This window comes from Mesorhizobium sp. ORM8.1 (assembly GCF_053005525.2).
In genome coordinates this window covers 3,637,028-3,654,972 of sequence record NZ_CM132600.1, presented here as the reverse complement: position 1 = coordinate 3,654,972, position 17,945 = coordinate 3,637,028, and the positions used below count along the sequence as shown (strand labels likewise).

At 63.4% G+C, this 17,945-nt stretch carries 14 protein-coding genes and 3 pseudogenes; 10 read left to right on the top strand and 7 right to left on the bottom strand.

Annotated elements, in window-relative coordinates:
- Window positions 1-10 precede the first annotated feature (10 nt).
- Window positions 11-778 (top strand): class II aldolase and adducin N-terminal domain-containing protein, encoded by a 768-nt coding sequence (locus tag ACVDG8_RS18225; RefSeq protein ID WP_447255918.1) that lies wholly within the window; start codon window positions 11-13, stop codon window positions 776-778.
- Window positions 779-1,085: 307 nt separating this feature from the next.
- Here ACVDG8_RS18225 and ACVDG8_RS18220 read toward each other — a convergent pair whose 3' ends face one another.
- On the bottom strand, window positions 1,086-1,718 hold the full coding sequence (locus tag ACVDG8_RS18220) for an HAD family hydrolase (protein ID WP_447255917.1): 633 nt from the start codon (window positions 1,716-1,718) through the stop codon (window positions 1,086-1,088).
- Window positions 1,719-1,927: 209 nt separating this feature from the next.
- Between ACVDG8_RS18220 and ACVDG8_RS18215 the strand changes: the two genes are divergently transcribed.
- Complete coding sequence (locus tag ACVDG8_RS18215) at window positions 1,928-2,887, top strand: sugar-binding transcriptional regulator (RefSeq protein WP_447255916.1); 960 nt, start codon at window positions 1,928-1,930, stop codon at window positions 2,885-2,887.
- 65 nt (window positions 2,888-2,952) lie between these two features.
- Here ACVDG8_RS18215 and ACVDG8_RS18210 read toward each other — a convergent pair whose 3' ends face one another.
- Window positions 2,953-3,138, bottom strand: a complete 186-nt coding sequence (locus tag ACVDG8_RS18210; protein WP_447255915.1) for a hypothetical protein — start codon at window positions 3,136-3,138, stop codon at window positions 2,953-2,955.
- A gap of 110 nt (window positions 3,139-3,248) precedes the next feature.
- Here ACVDG8_RS18210 and gcvA point away from each other — a divergent pair, with 110 nt between their 5' ends.
- The 8 genes and pseudogenes from gcvA to ACVDG8_RS18170 all read left to right on the top strand — a co-directional run bounded on the left by gcvA (window position 3,249) and on the right by ACVDG8_RS18170 (window position 12,592).
- The gene (gene gcvA / locus ACVDG8_RS18205; RefSeq protein ID WP_447255914.1) at window positions 3,249-4,154 is read left to right on the top strand and encodes a transcriptional regulator GcvA; all 906 of its coding nucleotides are present in this window, start codon (window positions 3,249-3,251) and stop codon (window positions 4,152-4,154) included.
- A 244-nt stretch (window positions 4,155-4,398) separates the two neighbouring features.
- On the top strand, window positions 4,399-5,709 hold the full coding sequence (locus ACVDG8_RS18200; RefSeq protein ID WP_447255913.1) for an ABC transporter substrate-binding protein: 1,311 nt from the start codon (window positions 4,399-4,401) through the stop codon (window positions 5,707-5,709).
- Window positions 5,710-5,853: 144 nt separating this feature from the next.
- On the top strand, window positions 5,854-6,726 hold the full coding sequence (locus tag ACVDG8_RS18195; RefSeq protein WP_447255912.1) for a carbohydrate ABC transporter permease: 873 nt from the start codon (window positions 5,854-5,856) through the stop codon (window positions 6,724-6,726).
- A gap of 11 nt (window positions 6,727-6,737) precedes the next feature.
- The gene (locus ACVDG8_RS18190; protein ID WP_447255911.1) at window positions 6,738-7,562 is read left to right on the top strand and encodes a carbohydrate ABC transporter permease; all 825 of its coding nucleotides are present in this window, start codon (window positions 6,738-6,740) and stop codon (window positions 7,560-7,562) included.
- Window positions 7,563-7,601: 39 nt separating this feature from the next.
- Window positions 7,602-8,606, top strand: coding sequence for an ABC transporter ATP-binding protein (locus tag ACVDG8_RS18185; RefSeq protein WP_447255910.1), 1,005 nt, complete (start codon window positions 7,602-7,604; stop codon window positions 8,604-8,606).
- Between the two features lie 221 nt (window positions 8,607-8,827).
- Window positions 8,828-10,306 carry a mannitol dehydrogenase family protein gene (locus tag ACVDG8_RS18180; RefSeq protein WP_447255909.1) on the top strand — a complete coding sequence of 493 codons (1,479 nt, stop codon included), beginning with the start codon at window positions 8,828-8,830 and terminating at the stop codon, window positions 10,304-10,306.
- A gap of 20 nt (window positions 10,307-10,326) precedes the next feature.
- Window positions 10,327-11,009 (top strand): annotated as a pseudogene (locus ACVDG8_RS18175) (HAD-IA family hydrolase).
- Window positions 11,006-12,592 carry an FGGY-family carbohydrate kinase gene (locus tag ACVDG8_RS18170; RefSeq protein ID WP_447255907.1) on the top strand — a complete coding sequence of 529 codons (1,587 nt, stop codon included), beginning with the start codon at window positions 11,006-11,008 and terminating at the stop codon, window positions 12,590-12,592. The pseudogene ACVDG8_RS18175 and the gene ACVDG8_RS18170 overlap by 4 nt, the downstream one beginning before the upstream one ends.
- A gap of 89 nt (window positions 12,593-12,681) precedes the next feature.
- On the opposite strand, the pseudogene ACVDG8_RS18165 reads toward ACVDG8_RS18170, so the two are convergent.
- The 5 genes and pseudogenes from ACVDG8_RS18165 to ACVDG8_RS18145 all read right to left on the bottom strand — a co-directional run bounded on the left by ACVDG8_RS18165 (window position 12,682) and on the right by ACVDG8_RS18145 (window position 17,897).
- A pseudogene (locus ACVDG8_RS18165) lies at window positions 12,682-13,766 on the bottom strand (ABC transporter ATP-binding protein).
- A 3-nt stretch (window positions 13,767-13,769) separates the two neighbouring features.
- Window positions 13,770-14,816: an NAD(P)-dependent alcohol dehydrogenase gene (locus tag ACVDG8_RS18160; protein ID WP_447255905.1), complete on the bottom strand. Its 1,047-nt coding sequence runs from the start codon at window positions 14,814-14,816 to the stop codon at window positions 13,770-13,772.
- 16 nt (window positions 14,817-14,832) lie between these two features.
- Window positions 14,833-15,645, bottom strand: a complete 813-nt coding sequence (locus tag ACVDG8_RS18155) for a carbohydrate ABC transporter permease (RefSeq protein WP_447255904.1) — start codon at window positions 15,643-15,645, stop codon at window positions 14,833-14,835.
- Between the two features lie 11 nt (window positions 15,646-15,656).
- On the bottom strand, window positions 15,657-16,523 hold the full coding sequence (locus ACVDG8_RS18150; protein ID WP_447255903.1) for a carbohydrate ABC transporter permease: 867 nt from the start codon (window positions 16,521-16,523) through the stop codon (window positions 15,657-15,659).
- 103 nt (window positions 16,524-16,626) lie between these two features.
- A pseudogene (locus tag ACVDG8_RS18145) lies at window positions 16,627-17,897 on the bottom strand (ABC transporter substrate-binding protein).
- Window positions 17,898-17,945: the final 48 nt, after the last annotated feature.

The window sequence follows — 17,945 nt, the reverse complement described above, 5'->3', positions numbered from 1 at the left end:
AGAGATTTCGATGAGCCTTGCCCGCCTGCAGAAAGAACCGCTGACCAACCTGCCTTATTATGAGGAGCGGGTCGACCTCGCCGCCGCCTTCCGCTGGACGGCGCGGCTCAACATGCATGAAGCGGTCGCCAACCATTTCTCGCTGTCGGTCAATGAAGACGGCACGAAATTCCTGATGAACCCGAACCAGGTGCATTTCTCGCGCATCAAGGCGAGCGATCTGCTGTTGATCGACGCCAACGATCCCGAAACGCTCACCGGTCCCAACGCGCCCGATCCGACCGCCTGGGGCCTGCATGGCGCCATCCACCGCAATGTGCCGCATGCGCGCTGCGCCATGCATGTGCATTCGATCCACGCCACCGTGCTTGCCTCGCTGGCCGACTCGACGCTGCCGCCGGTCGACCAGAACTCGGCCATGTTCTTCAACCGCCATGTCGTCGACGCGCATTATGGCGGTCTGGCCTTCGAGGAAGAGGGCGAGCGCTGTTCGCAGTTGCTCACCGACCCCAAAGTCAAGGTGATGGTGATGGGCAATCACGGCGTGATGGTCATCGGCGACACCGTCGCCGACGCCTTCAACCGCATGTTCTATTTCGAGCGCGCCGCCGAAACCTACATCAAGGCGCTGTGGACCGGACGTCCGCTGCGCACGCTTTCCGACGAGATCGCGGAAAAGACGGCGCGCGAGATGGACGACTATCCAGGCCAGGCCGACCGTCATCTGGCCGAACTCAAGGCGATCCTCGACGAAGAAGAGCCGGTGTACCGGAATTGATGCCGGAGTCTTCCTTCTCGCTTCTGTGAATGGCGTGACTGATCGGCCCGAGGCTTGAATGCCAGGTGGTTTCCTCAATCCGTCGCTGCTTCGCAGCGCCACCTTCCCCTCCGGAGGGAAAGGAAGGGAGCTTTGCTGGACGAGCATTGACGGCAAAAAGCTTGGCGCCTTTCCTCTACCCCGTCGATCGGGGAGAGTTGGCTCGGCGAAGCCGAGACGGAGTGGGGTCGACCAGCGCAGCATTAGACAAAGCATGCGCCAAGCTGAAGGGCGGATGAGGGGCAGCGCCGACGTCCGCAGAACCAGCTCAGAGTCCCAACTGCGCCCGCAACTCTTCAGCGCTGTTGATCACAATAGCGCCCGACGGCCCGGCCATCGGCGCCTCCGGCCAGAAGATCGTCTTCATGCCCGCCGCCAGGCCGGAGGTGGCGCCGGTCACGCTGTCATCGACGGCGAATGCATCCTTCGGATCGACGCCGGCAAGATAGGCGGCGCGCAGGAAGGGTTCCGGATGCGGCTTGCCTTCGATCACGTCGTTGCGGCTGATCGTGCGCATGCCGGGATAGATCAGGCCGACAGCGCTCAGATTGGCGTCGACGATCACGCGGTCGGAGTTGGACACCACCGCTTGCTCGACGCCAAGCGCGCGCAATTCGTTGAACACCTCGATCGCGCCCGGGCGCGGCTTCAGCGTCTCGGCCATCGGCAAATAATGGTCATATTTGCGCACGATCCAGTCGTCGAAGGGTAGCGAAAGGCCGAACTCGTCGCGCAGCATCTCGTAGACCGGCCATGCGGCGATGCCGAGCACGCGCTGGTGCAGGTCGGTCGGCGGTGTGACGCCGACGCTGCGCAGCGCCGCGGCCAGGGCCGCCTCGTGCAGCGGCTCGCTGTCGACCAGCGTTCCGTCCATGTCCCAGAAAACCGCTTTCGGCGTCATGCGAGGGCTCCTTTTGCCGACCCCTTAACGGGTTTCCCCATCGAGATAAACCGCCGCCGCTGCGAATGGTTGAGGGAGCGGGGCGATTGGTCCTTTAGCAGCGGGTGAAACCAGCAAGCAATTGCCCTCTCGATAAACAATTGCGCACGGCAGCATTCGCTGTAATCTATAGCGCCCGTTTCATCGACGTTCGGGCTGGGAGGCAGGACGTGAATTCGCGACAGGAAACCGGCAGCACCAGGTTGGACGACGCCGCGCGCGCCGGCTGGCTCTATTACGTTGCCGGCAACACGCAGGACCAGATTGCGGCCCAACTAGGTATCTCCAGGCAGACGGCGCAGCGGTTGGTCTCGCTGGCGATGTCGGAAGGCCTCATCAAGGTGCGCGTCGATCATCCGATCGCCAATTGCCTCGACCTTGCGGCGCGGCTCAGATCGCGCTTCGCGCTCGACCTGGTCGAGGTCGTGCCGAGCGATCCCACCTCGTCTTCGACGACGATCGGCATTGCTGAGGCGGCCGCGGCTGAGATCGAGCGCCGGCTGCGCTCGGAAGCGCCCATCGTCATGGCGATCGGCACCGGGCGTACGCTGAAAGCGGCTATCGAGCAACTGCCGCCGATGGACTGCCCGCAACACAAGGTGGTGTCCTTGACCGGCAACATCTCGCCGGACGGCTCGGCCGCCTTCTACAACGTCATCTTCACCATGGCCGATCGCGTCAAGGCGCGTTCCTTCCCGATGCCGTTGCCGGTCATAGCCTCCTCCCCGGACGAGCGCGAGATGCTGCTCAACCAGCCGATGATCCAGCCGACGCTGGCGCTGGCCGCGGAAGCAGACGTCACTTTCGTCGGCATCGGCGACCTCGGCCCCAAGGCGCCGCTTTATGAGGATGGCTTCATTTCGGAAAGCGAGTTGAAGGCGCTGCAGAAGGCCGGCGGCATCGCCGAGATCGTCGGCTGGGTCTTCGATCGCGAAGGCCGCATGATCGAAGGCATCACCAACGACCGGGTCTCCTCCGCCGCCTTGCCATCGCGCGAAAGATCGCTGGTCATTGCGCTGGCCATGGGCGAGCGCAAGCTGCCGGGCATCCTGGCGGCGGTCAACCGCCGGCTGGTCAACGGCCTCATCACCGACGAGCGGACGGCGGAAGCCTTGCTTGCAGGCGCATGACTTCGAGCCTCGGACTCAAGCCTGGCTGTCCGCCGAACGCCGACGACCGATAAAACAGCAACCGCCTATCGGCGGGGCCCGCGCGGATCGTTGCCGTCGAGAAAACCCATGTCGCGCTGGAGATATTCCGACAGGTGGCGGACGTCGACATAGGTGCGTCTGCGACCGGTAAGTCGCGAAAATTCACGCACCAGCAGGGAAAACCAGCTGGGCGTCGCGTTGGAAACGAGCTTTTCCTGTACTGTGGTCATGATCGTCAACCTTTGCCCTGCTTGAATTGGATTGATCGTCGACCCCAAATATCGGGTTGGCTGGTTCATGCTTCCAATCAAACCTCGATCATGACCCATAAGGAGGCCTTATGCCCGATCTGAGCTCTCCGCAGCTTGCGCCGCTGCCGCCGCTGCAGGCGATCCGGGTGTTTGAGGCCGTGGCCAGGCACCTCTCCTTCACCAAAGCGGCGCAGGAACTCGGCATGACGCAGGCCGCAGCGAGTTACCAGATCAAGCTGCTCGAGGAGCGCATCGGCGCGCCGTTGTTCCTGCGCCGTCCACGGCAGATCGAATTGACCGAGCCCGGACAGCGTCTGGCGCCGGCCGTCAGCGAGGCCTTCGCCATTCTGGGCCAGGCCTATGCCGCGGCGCGTGGCGGCGCCGACGGCCTGCTATGTGTCACCACCGTGCTGACCTTTGCCTCGAACTGGCTGGCGCAGCATCTGGGTTCGTTCCAGCTTGCCCACCCGGCCCTTGCCGTGCGGCTCGATACGTCGAGCCGCCTGACCGACTTCGCCCGCGAGGATGTCGATCTCGCCATCCGCTCCGGCGGCGGCAAGTGGCCGGGGCTGGAGGCGCACAAATTGCTCGACGCCGATTTCACGCCGATGCTGAGCCCGAAGCTCGCGGCAAGCATCGGCGGCGTCAAGGAACCGGCGGATCTCCTGCGTCTGCCGATCCTCGATCCCGGCGACATCTGGTGGAGGCAGTGGTTCGAGGCCGCCGGCGTGGACGCGCACGATCTTGCCAAGCGGCCGGGCTCAAGCATGGGCGCGCAGGCCTATGAGGCGAATGCCGCGATGGCCGGCCACGGCGTGGCGATCCTCACCAGGGCGCTGTTCAAGAACGAACTCGCCGATGGCCGCCTCATCCAGCCCTTCGACTTCGTCGGCGATGATGGCCATGCCTATTGGCTGGTCTATCCGACGGCGCGCCGCAATGTGCCCAAGATCCGCGCTTTTCGCGACTGGATCCTGGCCGAGATCGCCTGTTGATAGGCGGCACGCGCGCGACAGTACTCGCGCGGACTCCAGCGGTCGCCTTTCATGGACGAACCAGCGGCCGCGCCCGGACGCCGATCGTCCCTCCACAGCCCCGCATCGGATTTCCGCCGGCCAATGCCTCCATCGTTCCATCGTGCTGCACCGCAGCATCGATTCCACCTTGACATAATTCACGTCAGGTGAGTAATTGCCCATAGCCAAGGCAAATGCTCACTTTGGTTTATGGGAGGAATTCATGAAACTGCGCACGCTCACCCTGGGCTTGTTGTCGGCCAGCGCTCTCGCTTTCGCCGCACATGCCGAATCCATCACCATCGCCACCGTCAACAATGGCGACATGGTCCGCATGCAGAAGCTGACGGACGACTTCACCAAGGCCAATCCCGATATCCAGCTCAACTGGGTCACGCTCGAGGAGAACGTGCTGCGCGAGCGCGTCACCACCGACATCGCCACCAAGGGCGGCCAGTACGACGTCATGACCATCGGCACCTATGAGGTTCCGATCTGGGCCAAGCAGAGCTGGCTCCTGCCGCTCGACAAGCTCGGCGACGACTACGACGCCAAGGACATCATCCCGGCCATCGCCGGCGGCCTCTCGGTCGACGGCAAGCTCTATGCCGCGCCCTTCTACGGCGAGAGCTCCTTCGTCATGTACCGAAAGGACCTGATGGACAAGGCCGGCCTCAAGATGCCCGATGCCCCGACCTGGGACTTCATCAAGCAGGCCGCCGACAAGATGACCGACCGCGCCAATGGCGTGAACGGCGTGTGCCTGCGCGGCAAGGCCGGCTGGGGCGAGAACATGGCCTTCCTGACCGCCATGTCGAACTCCTTCGGCGCCCGCTGGTTCGACGAGAACTGGAAGCCGCAGTTCGACCAGCCCGAATGGAAGAAGACGCTGCAGTTCTATGTCGACCTGATGAAGGCCGACGGCCCGGAGGGCGCGTCCTCCAACGGCTTCAACGAGAACCTGGCGCTGTTCCAGCAGGGCAAATGCGGCATGTGGATCGACGCCACTGTCGCCGCGTCCTTCGTCTCCGATCCGAAGAACTCGACCGTCGCCGACAAGGTCGGCTATGCGCTGGCGCCCGACAACGGCCTCGGCAAGCGCGGCAACTGGCTGTGGGCCTGGTCGCTGGCTATCCCCGCCGGCACGCAGAAGGCTGATGCCGCCGAGAAGTTCGTCGCCTGGGCGACCTCGAAGCACTACGCCGAGCTCGTAGCCTCGAAGGAAGGCTGGGCCAATGCTCCTCCCGGAACGCGCTCCTCGCTCTATGCGAATGCCGACTACCAGAAGGCGGCGCCCTTCGCCAAGATGACGCTGGATTCCATCAATGCCGCCGACCCGACGCATCCGACCGTCAAGCCGGTGCCGTATGTCGGCGTCCAGTTCGTCGCCATTCCTGAATTCCAGGGCCTCGGCACCACCGTCGGCCAGCTCTTCTCCGCCGCCCTTGCCGGTCAGTCGAGCGTCGACGATGCGCTGAAGCAGGCCCAGGACGCAGCCACCGCGGCAATGACCGAAGGCGGCTACATCAAGTAAGGCTCCTCCCGGTGCCGAAAGCCGGTCGCTTATCATGACCGGCAAGGGGCCGCCCGAAACCCAGTTCGGGCGGCCACTTTTCAAAATCGGGAAAATTCTGGCACAATTCTGCAAAACCTGGCTGATTTTGGGAGGGTGACCGTCATGGCTACTCAGCAAACCCGTTCGCTTGCCCGTTTCATGATGGCCCCATCCGTGGTGTTGCTGTTTGTCTGGATGATCGTGCCGCTGGCCTTCACGCTGTGGTTCTCGTTCCTTCAGTACAATCCGCTGAACCCGATCCGCGATGGCTTCGTCGGCTTCTCCAACTATGCGCTGTTCTATTCCAATCCGGCCTTTCTGCAGTCGATCCTCAACACGCTCACCATCGTCGTCAGCGTGCTGGTCATCACCGTGGTCGGCGGCATCCTTCTGGCGATGCTCATCGATCAGCCGATGTGGGGCCAGGGCATCGTGCGCATCCTGGTGATCTCGCCCTTCTTCGTTATGCCGCCGGTCGCCGCGCTGGTCTGGAAGAACATGATCATGCACCCGCAATATGGCGTCTTCGCCGATATTGCGCGCTTCTTCGGCCTGCAACCGATCGACTGGTTCGGGCAATACCCGCTCACCGCCATCATCATCATCGTCGCCTGGCAGTGGCTGCCCTTCGCAACGCTGATCTTGCTGACCTCGCTGCAGTCGCTCGACGGCGAGCAGAAGGAGGCGGCCGAGATGGACGGCGCCGGCTTCCTCAGCCGCTTCTGGTATTTGACGCTGCCGCACATGTCGCGCGCCATCACCGTCGTCATCCTGATCCAGACCATCTTCCTGCTCTCGGTCTATGCCGAGATCCTGGTCACCACCAATGGCGGCCCGGGCTATGCCTCCACCAACCTGCCCTTCCTCGTCTACCAGAAGGCGCTGCTGGAGTTCAAAATCGGCCAGGCATCCGCTGGCGGTGTCATCGCCGTCATTCTCGCCAACATCGTTGCCTTCTTCGCCATGCGCGCCGTCGGCAAGAACCTGGACAAGTAAGGGAGGATAAGATGGCACGCGCAGTCACCACCCAGCACAAGACCATAGCCACGGCCGCGGCCTGGATCGTCGCCCTGCTGATCTTCTTTCCGATCCTTTACACGATCATCACCTCGTTCAAGTCGGAGCAGGAGGCGATCCAGGGCTTCAACCTGATTCCGTCGGGAACCTTCGAGAGCTATTCGGAGGTCCAGGCGCAGAGCGGCTATTTCAAGTTCTTCCTGAACTCGGTGCTGCTCTCCGTCGGCTCGACCATCCTGGCCTTGCTGGTCGCTATTCCCGCGGCATGGTCGATGGCCTTCTCGCCGACCAAGCGGACCAAGGACATCTTGATGTGGATGCTGTCCACCAAGATGATGCCGGCGGTCGCGGTGCTGTTCCCGATCTACCTGATCTTCCGCGACACCGGCCTGCTCGACAGCCGCATCGGCCTGATGGTCATGCTGATGCTGATCAACCTGCCGATCGTGGTCTGGATGCTCTACACCTACTTCCGCGAAATCCCGGGCGAGATCCTGGAAGCGGCACGCATGGACGGTGCGTCGCTGTGGAACGAGATCATCTATGTGCTCACACCCATGGCGGTGCCGGGCATCGCCTCGACCATGCTGTTGAACATCATCCTGGCTTGGAACGAAGCGTTCTGGACGATCCGGCTCACCACCACCAACGCCGCGCCGCTCACCGCCTTCATCAGTTCCTTCTCCAGCCCGCAAGGCCTGTTCTGGGCCAAGCTTTCGGCGGCCTCGACGCTGGCTATCGCGCCGATCCTGATCATGGGCTGGTTCAGCCAGAAGCAGCTGGTGCGCGGCCTGACCTTCGGCGCCGTGAAGTAGAAGACCGCAAACGGCGGACGAAATCCCCGGGAGGAAACCATGGGAAATATCACGCTCAAGAACGTCTCCAAGTCCTTCGGATCGACGTCGATCATCCCCGGTCTCGATCTGGTGATCGAGAATGGCGAGTTCGTCGTCTTCGTCGGCCCCTCGGGTTGCGGCAAGTCCACGCTGTTGCGCCTGATCGCCGGGCTGGAGGACACCAGCGGCGGCACCATCAACATCGATGGCCGCGACGTCACCGGCGAGGCGCCGGCCAAGCGCAAGCTCGCCATGGTGTTCCAGTCCTATGCGCTCTACCCGCATATGACGGTGGCCAAGAACATCGGCTTCCCGCTGAAGATGGCTGGCGAAGACAAGGCGACCATCGACAAGAAAGTGGCGGACGCGGCGCGGGTGCTCAACCTCACCAACTATCTCGAGCGCCGTCCCGGCCAGCTTTCCGGCGGCCAGCGTCAGCGCGTCGCCATCGGCCGTGCCATTGTGCGCCAGCCGACCGCTTTCCTGTTCGACGAGCCGCTGTCCAACCTCGATGCCGCTCTTCGCGGCACCATGCGACTCGAGATCAGCGAGCTTCACCATCAGCTGAAGACGACGATGATTTACGTCACCCACGACCAGGTCGAGGCCATGACCATGGCCGACAAGATCGTCGTTCTCAATGCCGGCAACATCGAGCAAGTCGGCTCGCCGATGGAGCTCTACAAGACGCCGAAGAACCTGTTCGTCGCCGGCTTCATCGGTTCACCCAAGATGAACCTCATCGAAGGCGCGCCGGCCGACAAATACGGCGCCAAGACCATCGGCATCCGGCCCGAGCACATCAACATCTCGACCACGTCCGGCGATTGGAAGGCGACGGTCGGTGTTGCCGAGCATCTCGGCTCCGACACCTTCCTGCACGCCCAGGCCGACGGCATCGGCACGATCAACGTCCGTGCCGACGGTGAGGTTGCCGTGAAGCACGGCGACGTCGTCTATCTGACCCCCGACAAGACCAAGCTGCATCGCTTCAGCGCCGACGGCAAGGCGCTGGCGCAGTGAGGTTGAAAGGCAAGTCGGCGCTGATCACCGGATCGGCGCGCGGCATCGAGATGAGCTGAAGACGATCAGTTGAGGGGGAAGGCGCTTCTCTCTTTCCTCCGGAGAAGACGCCGCGGGGCAGGTGAGGGACAGCATGCTGGAACACCGGCTGCCGTCCCTCATCCTCGCTCACCCAAGGAGGCAAAACAGTCGGGCTGCGGGTCGGCCAAAGGGTAAAGCAGATGACCGTGAAACTCTCTTCCTCGAACCTCGCCAGGCTTCCTTCGAAGGTCTCCGGTCCAAAGTATGACCGCGCCGCGCTCAAGGCGGGCATCGTCCATTTCGGTGTCGGCAATTTCCATCGTTCGCACCAGGCCGTCTATCTGGATGACCTGTTCGGCACCGGCGAAGGCCATGATTGGGCACTGATCGGCGCCGGTGTCTTCGAAGGCGAAAAGATCGGCCGCGCCAAGTTGCAGGAACAAGATTGGCTGACCACCGTCGTCGAGCAGGACCAGGGCCATATGAGCGCCCGCGTCACCGGCGCCATGATCGATTTCCTGACCCCCGGCGACGCCCAGGCAACCATCGAACAACTTGCCGATCCGGCGATCAGGATCGTGTCGCTGACCATCACCGAAGGCGGCTATTTCATCGACCCGGCCTCGGGCAAGTTCAACCCCGCCCACCCGGATATCGTCGCCGATGCGCAACCGGGCGCGGTGCCGAAGACCGTCTTCGGCATCATCCTTGCTGGCCTGTTGCGCCGTCGCGCCGACGGCATCGTGCCGTTCACGGTCATGTCCTGCGACAACATCCCCCACAACGGCCATGTCACGTCCGACGGCGTCATCGGCCTCGCCCGGCTGATCGACGAGGATCTCGCCAACTGGGTCAGCGACAAGGTCGCGTTCCCGAACGGCATGGTCGACCGCATCACGCCGGCCACCACCGACCGCGAGCGCAAGATCCTGGCCGACGATTTCGGCCTGGAGGACGCTTGGCCGGTGTTTTGCGAGCCGTTCAAGCAATGGGTGCTGGAGGATCACTTCACCGCCGGCCGCCCGGCGCTGGAAAAGGTCGGCGTGCAGTTCGTCGAGGATGTCTCGCCCTACGAGCTGATGAAGATCCGCATCCTCAACGGCGGCCACGCCACCATCGCCTATCCGGCCGGCTTGATGGACATCCATTTCGTCCATGAGGCGATGCAGGAGCCGCTGGTGCGCGATTTCCTCGCCAAGCTCGAGCATGACGAGATCATCCCGACGGTGCCGCCGGTGCCGAACACGGACCTCGAGGACTACTACCAGCTCATCGAGCGCCGCTTCTCCAATCCCAAGATTGGCGACACCATCCGCCGGCTTTGCCTCGACGGCTCCAACCGTCAGCCGAAATTCATCATCCCGACCATTGCCGACCGGCTGAAGGCGGGCAAGGGCGTCGCCGGCCTGGCGTTGGAATCGGCGCTCTGGTGCCGTTACTGCTTCGGCACCACCGACAGCGGCGCCGTCATCGAGCCGAACGATCCGGGCTGGGACCGTTTGCAGGCGACCGCGAAGGCCGCGAAGGATAATTCCGGCGCTTGGCTTGCCATGGAAGACATCTATGGCGATCTCGGCCGTTCAGGTGTTTTCGCGGAAGCTTTCGGCCATGCGCTGAAGGTTCTGTGGGCAAACGGTGCCCGCGAAACCTTGACGCGCTATCTCGCCGGCAAGCTCTGAAAGCACCGGAAGCAACAGCGATGACGCCGCAACTGGTCATATTCGACTGCGACGGCGTTCTGGTCGACAGCGAGGCCCTTTCGGTCTCGGCGCTGCTCGGCATGATCGAGCTCGCCGGCGGCACCGTCAGCGAGGATGCCGCCTACGAGCATTTCCTCGGCAAGAGCATGAAAAGCGTGCGCGAGATCCTCGGCCGCGATTTCGGGATCGAGATCAGCGATCAGCATCTGACCGCCATGCGCGTCGATTTGATGCGCAAATTCCGTGAGGAACTGAAACCCATCCCGGGTATCAGGGAAATGTTGCCGACGCTGGGCCTGCCCGCCTGTGTCGCGTCGTCCGGCACGCTGGAGCGCATCCGCTACGCTCTCGACGTCACCGGCCTGCTCCCTTTTTTGGAACCGAATCTGTTTAGCGCCACCATGGTTCAGCGTGGCAAGCCGGCGCCCGATCTTTTCCTGCATGCCGCCGCCGCTATGCATGCCCATCCGCACGATTGCCTGGTCATCGAGGACAGTCCCGCTGGCGTTGCCGCCGCGGTGCCGCGGGCATGCGCGTCTTTGCCTTCACCGGCGGTTCGCACGCCGGCAATCCCGGTTTGAAAGCGCGGCTTGCGTCGACCGAACCGGACTTTATATTCGCTGACATGCTGCAATTGCCCGATCTGATTGCAGGCCTGGGAGCGAGAGAAAAAGCATCTTGACGAAGAGTTTCGTTTGCGCGGTCGATGTCGGCACCGGGAGCGCTCGCGCGGGCATTCTCGACTCTGCCGGCAATTTGCTCGGCCGGGTCGATCATCCGATTGCCATGCATCAGCCCAGGCCCGATCACGCCGAGCATGATTCGCAAGATATCTGGTCGGCCGTGTGCAAGGCCGTGCGCGGCGCCCTGCAAAAATCCGGCATCGCCGCTGACGGCATCGCCGGCATCTCCTTCGACGCCACCTGTTCGCTCGTCGTGCGCGACCGGAACGGCGACCAGCTAAGCGCCTCCGTCACCGGCCAGAAGCGCTGGGACACCGTTGTCTGGCTGGACCACCGCGCCATCGCCGAGGCCGATGAATGCACGGCAAGCGGCCACGCCGTGCTCGATTATATCGGCGGCGTGATGTCGCCGGAAATGGCGACGCCGAAGCTGATGTGGCTGAAGCGGAACCTGCCGAAGACATGGAACGAAGCCGGCTATCTATTCGACCTCGCCGATTTCCTGACCTGGAAGGCATCGGGCTCGCTCGCCCGCTCGCAATGCACGTTGACGGCGAAATGGACCTATCTCGCGCATGAGGAAACGAGCTGGCGCCACGATTTCTTCGATCTCGTCGGCCTTCGCGACATCTTCGAGCACGGCAACCTGCCGCAAAAGGCAAGCGCGGTCGGCGCCGATATCGGTCAACTGACGGCGGATGCCGCGGCCGATCTCGGGCTGACGACTGCATGCAGGGTCGGCGCCGGCGTGATCGACGCCTATGCCGGCGCGCTCGGCGTTCTCGGCGGTTTTGCCGGCGACCAGCAAAACATCGGCCGGCACCTGGCATTGATCGCCGGCACGTCGAGCTGTGTCATGGCGATGTCGCCCGACCCGCAGCCCTTCGCCGGCGTCTGGGGTCCCTATTACGGCGCGGCGCTGCCGAAGCTATGGCTGTCGGAAGGCGGCCAGTCGGCCACCGGCGCCTTGCTCGACCACATCATCCGCTGGCATGGCGCCGGCGGCGAGCCGGATGCCGCCATGCACATGAAGATCGCCGGGCGCGTCGCCGAATTGCGCGCCGAGGATGGCGACGCGCTGGCGGCTCGGCTGCATGTGTTGCCGGATTTCCACGGCAACCGCTCGCCGCTCGCCGACCCGCATGCCGTCGGCGTCATCAGCGGCCTGACGCTGGACGCCTCGTTCGACAGCCTGTGCAAGCTTTATTGGCGCACTGCGGTCGGCATTGCGCTCGGCGTGCGCCATGTGCTCGATGCGCTGAACGAGAACGGCTATTTGATCGATACGCTGCATGTCACCGGCGGTCACACCAAGAACCCGCTGCTGATGGAGCTTTACGCCGACGCCACCGGCTGCACGGTGGTCGAGCCGCTGGCCGACGAAGCGGTGCTGCTCGGCACCGGCATGGTGGCGGCGACAGCTGCCGGGCTTTATCCCGATCTCAACGCGGCTTGCGTCGCCATGCAGCAAGGCGGCAAGACCCGCGCGCCCAACAAGGCCGCCGGCGCCCGCTTCGACCGTGATTATCGCGTTTTCCTCGAAATGCATCGCCAGCGGCGGATGCTCGACGCGATCAGCTAAGCTCGATCTCTTTGTTTTGACGCAATTCCGGGCGGAGGGTTACGGCGAAGTCGCGGAACGAAACTGCGTCACACTTTCCTGGAATTGCTTTATTGCTTGCGCAGTGACAGGCCGGTCGTTGCGTCGAAGAGGTGGACGCTTTCCTCATCGAAGCTGTAGCGGACAGGCGCGCGCAGCGCTGGACACTCACGGGCCGGTACCAGGGCGCTGATCTCCCTGCCACCGGAGCCAAACGTCACCAGCGCGTCATTGCCGTGGAATTCGATAAGGTCGGCGGTGCCTTGCAGTATGTTGCTGGCGCTGGCGTCGGCCGTCCTCAGGTCGGGGGCCGGATGCCGAGCACGGCGCGATCGCCATGCTGGAGATGGAAATCCGAGCCGCTTATCGAAAGCACGGTGCCGGCGCCGGTCAGCGTCCAATTGTTGTCAGCGCGGGCGACCGTCACCTCGATAAAATTCATGTTGGGCGTGCCGATGAAGCCGGCCACGAACAGATTTCCCGGCCGGCGATAGATTTCCGCCGGCGAGCCGATCTGCGCGATGACGCCATCCTTCAGGAGAACAATGCGGTCTGCCAGCGTCATCGCCTCGAGCTGGTCATGGGTGACATAAACGGTCGTCGTCTTCAGCGACTGGTGCAGCCTGGCGATCTCGATCCGCATGTGGTTGCGCAGCTTGGCGTCGAGGTTGGAGAGCGGCTCGTCGAACAGGAACACTTTCGGCGTCTTGATCATGGCTCGCGCGATCGCCACGCGCTGCTGCTGGCCGCCGGAAAGCTCCGTCGGCTTGCGGCCGAGATAGGGGTCGAGGCCAAGCGTCTGGGCGACCGCGTCGACGCGGTTCTTGATCTCGGCCGCCGGCACCTTCTGCCGCTTCAACCCGAACGCGATGTTGTCGAAGATCGTCATATGCGGATAGAGCGCATAGTTCTGGAACACCATGGCGATGCCGCGGTCGCCGGGTTCGAGATCGTTGACGACTTTGCCGCCGATCGACACCTCGCCTCCGCTGATCTCCTCCAGCCCGGCCAGCATTCGCAGCAAAGTCGACTTGCCGCAGCCGGACGGGCCGAGGAAGACGACGAACTCATGCTCCTCGATCGAGAGGTTGAGGTCGCGGATGACGGTAGTGGCGCCATAGGCCTTGTCAACATGGGAGCAGACGATCGCGGACATGGATCAGCCCTTCTCGCCAGAAAGCAGGATCTGCAGCTTGACGTCCTGCGGGTTGCCGGCGGCCGCCCGCTCGAACGCCTTGATGCTGTCGGAAAAGTCAAAAGTGCCGGTGATCAGCGGTTTGAGATCGACCTTGCCGGAAGCGATCAGTTGCAGCGCCCGGTCGAAGATGTTGGCGTAGCGGAACACGGTTTCGATGCGCGCTTCCTTGGCGATCGCCGCCGGCACGTCGAGGCTGACCGGCTCGACCGGCAACCCGACCAGCACCACCGCGCCGCCCGGCCGCACCACCTCGAACAGATCGGCAAAAGCCTTCGGGCTGCCGCTTGCCTCGAAAACGATATCGGCGCCCCAACTGTCGGTCGCGGCGGCGACAGCATCGACCAGCGTTTGCTCGCCGATATTGACCGGCACGATGCCTGGATACCGCGCGGCGATCTTGAGCTTGGGCGCGGAAAAATCCGAGATCAGCACTTTCGAACAACCGCCGGCTAAAGCGGCGAGCGCGATCATGATGCCGATCGGGCCGCAACCGACGACGACCGCGACATCGCCCGGAACGATCCGGGCGCGCGTCGCTGCCTGCATGCCGATGGCGAAGGGCTCCACCATCGCGCCCTCGGCGAAGGACACATTGTCCGGCAGTTTGTAGGTGAAGGCGGCCGGGTGCACGGCATAGGGCGCAAGCACGCCGTGCACCGGCGGCGTCGCCCAGAAGCGGACATCCGGGTCGACATTGTAGATGCCGAGCTTGGCCGCGCGCGACGCAAGGTTCGGCACGCCGGGCTCCATGCAGACGCGGTCGCCGACTTTGAACGCCTCGACATTGGCGCCGACCTCGACGACAATTCCCGCGGCTTCGTGGCCGAGCACCATCGGTGCCCGCACGACATAGCTGCCGATGGCGCCATGCGTGTAATAGTGCACGTCGCTGCCGCAAACGCCGACCGTGTGGATGGCGATTTTGACATCGTCCGGCCCGACATCCAGTGGCAGCGCGATCTCGCGCAGCGACAGTTTGCCTTTTTCTTCAAGCACCAGTGCCCGCATCGGGGTATTCCTCACATCAAGTCTTCTTTTGCCGGAAAACGGAATTCAGGAAGCCGCTCAAGACCCCGAGGAAAAGCAGCGGCGGCAGCGACAAGAGCACCACCGAGGCATTGAGGATGCCCCAGGGCACGTTCATGCCTTGCTGGGAGAGTTCGGAGGCGACGATCGGCAAGGTCTTGGCGTTGGAGCTCGACAGCATCAGCGCGATCAGAAACTCGTTCCAGACCAGCACGAAGCTGAAGGCGACGGCGCCGATCAGCGAGCGCGCCGCGACGGGAAGCGCAATCCGCCAGAACACCGCATAGGCGCCGTAACCGTCGACGAAGGCGGCTTCCTCGATCTCCTTCGGCACCGCCTGGAAGGCGGGGATTGCGAGCCACATGATCACCGAGATGGTGAGCAACGAGTAGGTGACGATCAGCGCCGGCAAAGTGTCGTAAAGGCCGATCTGCAGCCAGATCACCATCAGCGGAATGGCGACCGCCACCGGCGGCAGGAAGCGCAGCGACAGGACGAAGAACTGAATGTCGCCGGCAAAGCGGTTGGGATAGCGCGCCACCGCATAGGCCGCCGGCAGGCCGAGCGCCACGCCGATCAGGACGGCGGCGCCGCAGGCGACGATCGAATTGTAGAGGCCGGTCAGCACGCTGTCGCGGCCGATTATGTAGGTGATGTTGGCAAGCGTCGGCGAAAACACCAGGCGCGGCACGCGCGTGATGATGTCGACATTGTTCTTCAGCGCGTTCAATGCCGTCCAGACAAGCGGGAACACGGCCAGGAATCCGGCCAGCGCCAATATGGCCTTGGCGATCAGGCGGCCCGGTTTCATGCGATTGGGTCTCATGCCTGCACCCGCTTCCACAGCATGGTGAAGGTGATGACGGTGGCGACCATCATCAGCACGGCCATGGCCGAAGCGTAGGAGACCTTGCCGGATTCGATGAAGCCCTGCGAGAAGGCATACATGTCGAGCGTTTCGGTCGCCACGCCGGGGCCGCCGCGCGTCATCACATAGATCAGGTCGAAGGAGCGCAGCGATTCGATCATCTTGACGAACATCAGGCTGATCAGCGGCGCCTTGAGCATCGGCAGCGTCACATAGGCATGGATCTGCCAGCGCTTGGCGTGGTCGAGCCGCGCGGCTTCGATTGGCTGCGGCGGTAGGGTTTCGAGCAGTTTCAGCACGATGACGGCGAAGAACAGGCCCCACTGCCAGACATCGACCGAGGCGACGGCAAACAGCGCCGTCGCTGGCTTCGACAGTGGGTCGAAGATCAACCCGCCGGTAACAAGCCGGTAAGGGTAGGTGGCGATGCCGTAGAGCGGATGGTAGGCGAACTTCCACACGAAGGCGGCCGACACGCGCGGCAGCAGCACCGGGATGATGAACAGCAGGCAGTAGATGTTGCGCAGGCGTGGCGAGGCAACCTCGAACATCAGCACGCCAAGCCCGATTGCTACCGCCATGGTCGCGACAACGGTGACGATCTCCCATTTCACCGACACCCAGACGGCGTTGAGAAAGCGGCGATCGGAGAACAGATCGGCGAAGTTCGAGAACCAGACCCAGGAATAGTTTGCCGAGCTCAGCTCGCGGTTCTGCAGGGCGATGACGATGGCGTAGAGCGTCGGCACCATCGACAGCACCAGGAGAATCGCGAGCGTCGGAACGAGAAACGTCACGGGCAGGGAAGAGCGTCGGCGCATTGCCTATCCTCGGGTTATGCCTTTCAAGAGCGGGAGGGAACCCGTGACGCGCAGGTTCGGCATCCAGTCGAATGCCGCGGACCGCGCGCCACGGGCGGGAGGATTACTTCTTCTTCACCAGCTCGTTGGCATAAGCCTCAAGCTCGTTGAGGCTGCCCTTGACGTCGGTGCGCGTGCCGGAGATCAGCTCCTCGAGGATGATGCCCCAGCGGTCGCCAAGGTCCGGCCAGCGCGGATCCTGCCAGAAGTTCACCGCGGTGACCTTGCCGGTCTCCGCCAACGCCTGGCCGAGGTCGGCGCCATAGATGTCGGCGAATTCCTTGCTGGAGAGCACGCTTGTGCGATTCAGCTCGCCGAACTGATGCGCGTCGAGCCGGCGCTTCTCGTTCTCCTTCGAGGTTGCCCAGGCGATGAACAGCCCGGCGCATTTCTTCGAAGCGTCGTCGGCATTGGCTTTTGCCGCGATGGCAAGGCCATGGCCGTAGCCGCCGCCGGGCAGCGGCGAGGGCGGCGGCAGGAAGCCGATCTTGCCGACCACCTGCGAGGTCTTGGGATCGACCGCCATGCCCGACAGCGGCGTCGATTCGACCAGGATCGCGACCTGGCCGGACAGGAAAGCGCCAGTCGATTCATCCCAGCTGCCGGTCTGCGTGCCGGGCGCTGAATCCTTGAACAGCTTGAGATAGGTTTCGGTCGCCTTCACCGCCGCGTCCGAATTGAAAGCCGGCTTGTCGCCGTCGAACCATTTGCCGCCATAGGCCTTGAAGAACGGCATCCAGCGCCAGACATTGGCGCCCGAGCCGCGTGCGCCGCGCAGCGCGATGCCGTACATACCCTTGTCCGCATCGGTCAGCTTCGGCACATCGGCAAGGAGCTCGTCGAGCGTCTTCGGCGGCTGGATGCCGGCGGCCTCCAGCACATCCTTGCGGTAGACCATCAGGTCGCCGCCGCCGGTCAGCGGCGCGAACCACACCTTGCCGTCATAGGTGGCGACCTTCTGGCGGCCGGGATCGAAATCGGCGTAGTCGTAGTCAGCCGGATAATAATCGGTCAGCGGCACGATCCACCCTGAGGACGCGAACAGCGCGACATTGGCCTCGTCGACATAGTAGACGTTGTAATTGCCGACGGTGGAGGCATCGGCGCGCGACTTGGCGCGGCGATCGTTCTCGTTGAGATAGTCGATCTTGAAGCCGGCGCCGGCAAGCTTCTGGAACTCGTCCTTGAGTCCTCCAGCAGCGTCAGGCCGTCGCGCGGCTGCGCCAGCACCTTGACCGGCGCCGAACAGACCGGCGCCGCCAGCGCCATGGTTGAAACGCTGGAGACAAGCATGAAAGCTGCGCTCAAGCTCGCAGCGAGCCGAATTGGTTGCATTGATTTTCTCCTCCATGAACATTCGCGGGAAGCGGCTGTTCTCGGGCT

What these genes read in the sequence shown, in the direction of transcription:
- ACVDG8_RS18200 (WP_447255913.1), top strand. Translation starts at nt 4,399, where the DNA reads ATGAAACTGCGCACGCTCACCCTGGGCTTGTTGTCGGCCAGCGCTCTC.
- ACVDG8_RS18195 (WP_447255912.1), top strand. Translation starts at nt 5,854, where the DNA reads ATGGCTACTCAGCAAACCCGTTCGCTTGCCCGTTTCATGATGGCCCCA.
- ACVDG8_RS18150 (WP_447255903.1), bottom strand. Translation starts at nt 16,523, where the DNA reads ATGCGCCGACGCTCTTCCCTGCCCGTGACGTTTCTCGTTCCGACGCTC.
- ACVDG8_RS18225 (WP_447255918.1), top strand. Translation starts at nt 11, where the DNA reads ATGAGCCTTGCCCGCCTGCAGAAAGAACCGCTGACCAACCTGCCTTAT.
- ACVDG8_RS18180 (WP_447255909.1), top strand. Translation starts at nt 8,828, where the DNA reads ATGACCGTGAAACTCTCTTCCTCGAACCTCGCCAGGCTTCCTTCGAAG.
- ACVDG8_RS18220 (WP_447255917.1), bottom strand. Translation starts at nt 1,718, where the DNA reads ATGACGCCGAAAGCGGTTTTCTGGGACATGGACGGAACGCTGGTCGAC.
- ACVDG8_RS18155 (WP_447255904.1), bottom strand. Translation starts at nt 15,645, where the DNA reads ATGAAACCGGGCCGCCTGATCGCCAAGGCCATATTGGCGCTGGCCGGA.
- ACVDG8_RS18210 (WP_447255915.1), bottom strand. Translation starts at nt 3,138, where the DNA reads ATGACCACAGTACAGGAAAAGCTCGTTTCCAACGCGACGCCCAGCTGG.
- ACVDG8_RS18160 (WP_447255905.1), bottom strand. Translation starts at nt 14,816, where the DNA reads ATGCGGGCACTGGTGCTTGAAGAAAAAGGCAAACTGTCGCTGCGCGAG.
- gcvA (WP_447255914.1), top strand. Translation starts at nt 3,249, where the DNA reads ATGCCCGATCTGAGCTCTCCGCAGCTTGCGCCGCTGCCGCCGCTGCAG.
- ACVDG8_RS18185 (WP_447255910.1), top strand. Translation starts at nt 7,602, where the DNA reads ATGGGAAATATCACGCTCAAGAACGTCTCCAAGTCCTTCGGATCGACG.
- ACVDG8_RS18190 (WP_447255911.1), top strand. Translation starts at nt 6,738, where the DNA reads ATGGCACGCGCAGTCACCACCCAGCACAAGACCATAGCCACGGCCGCG.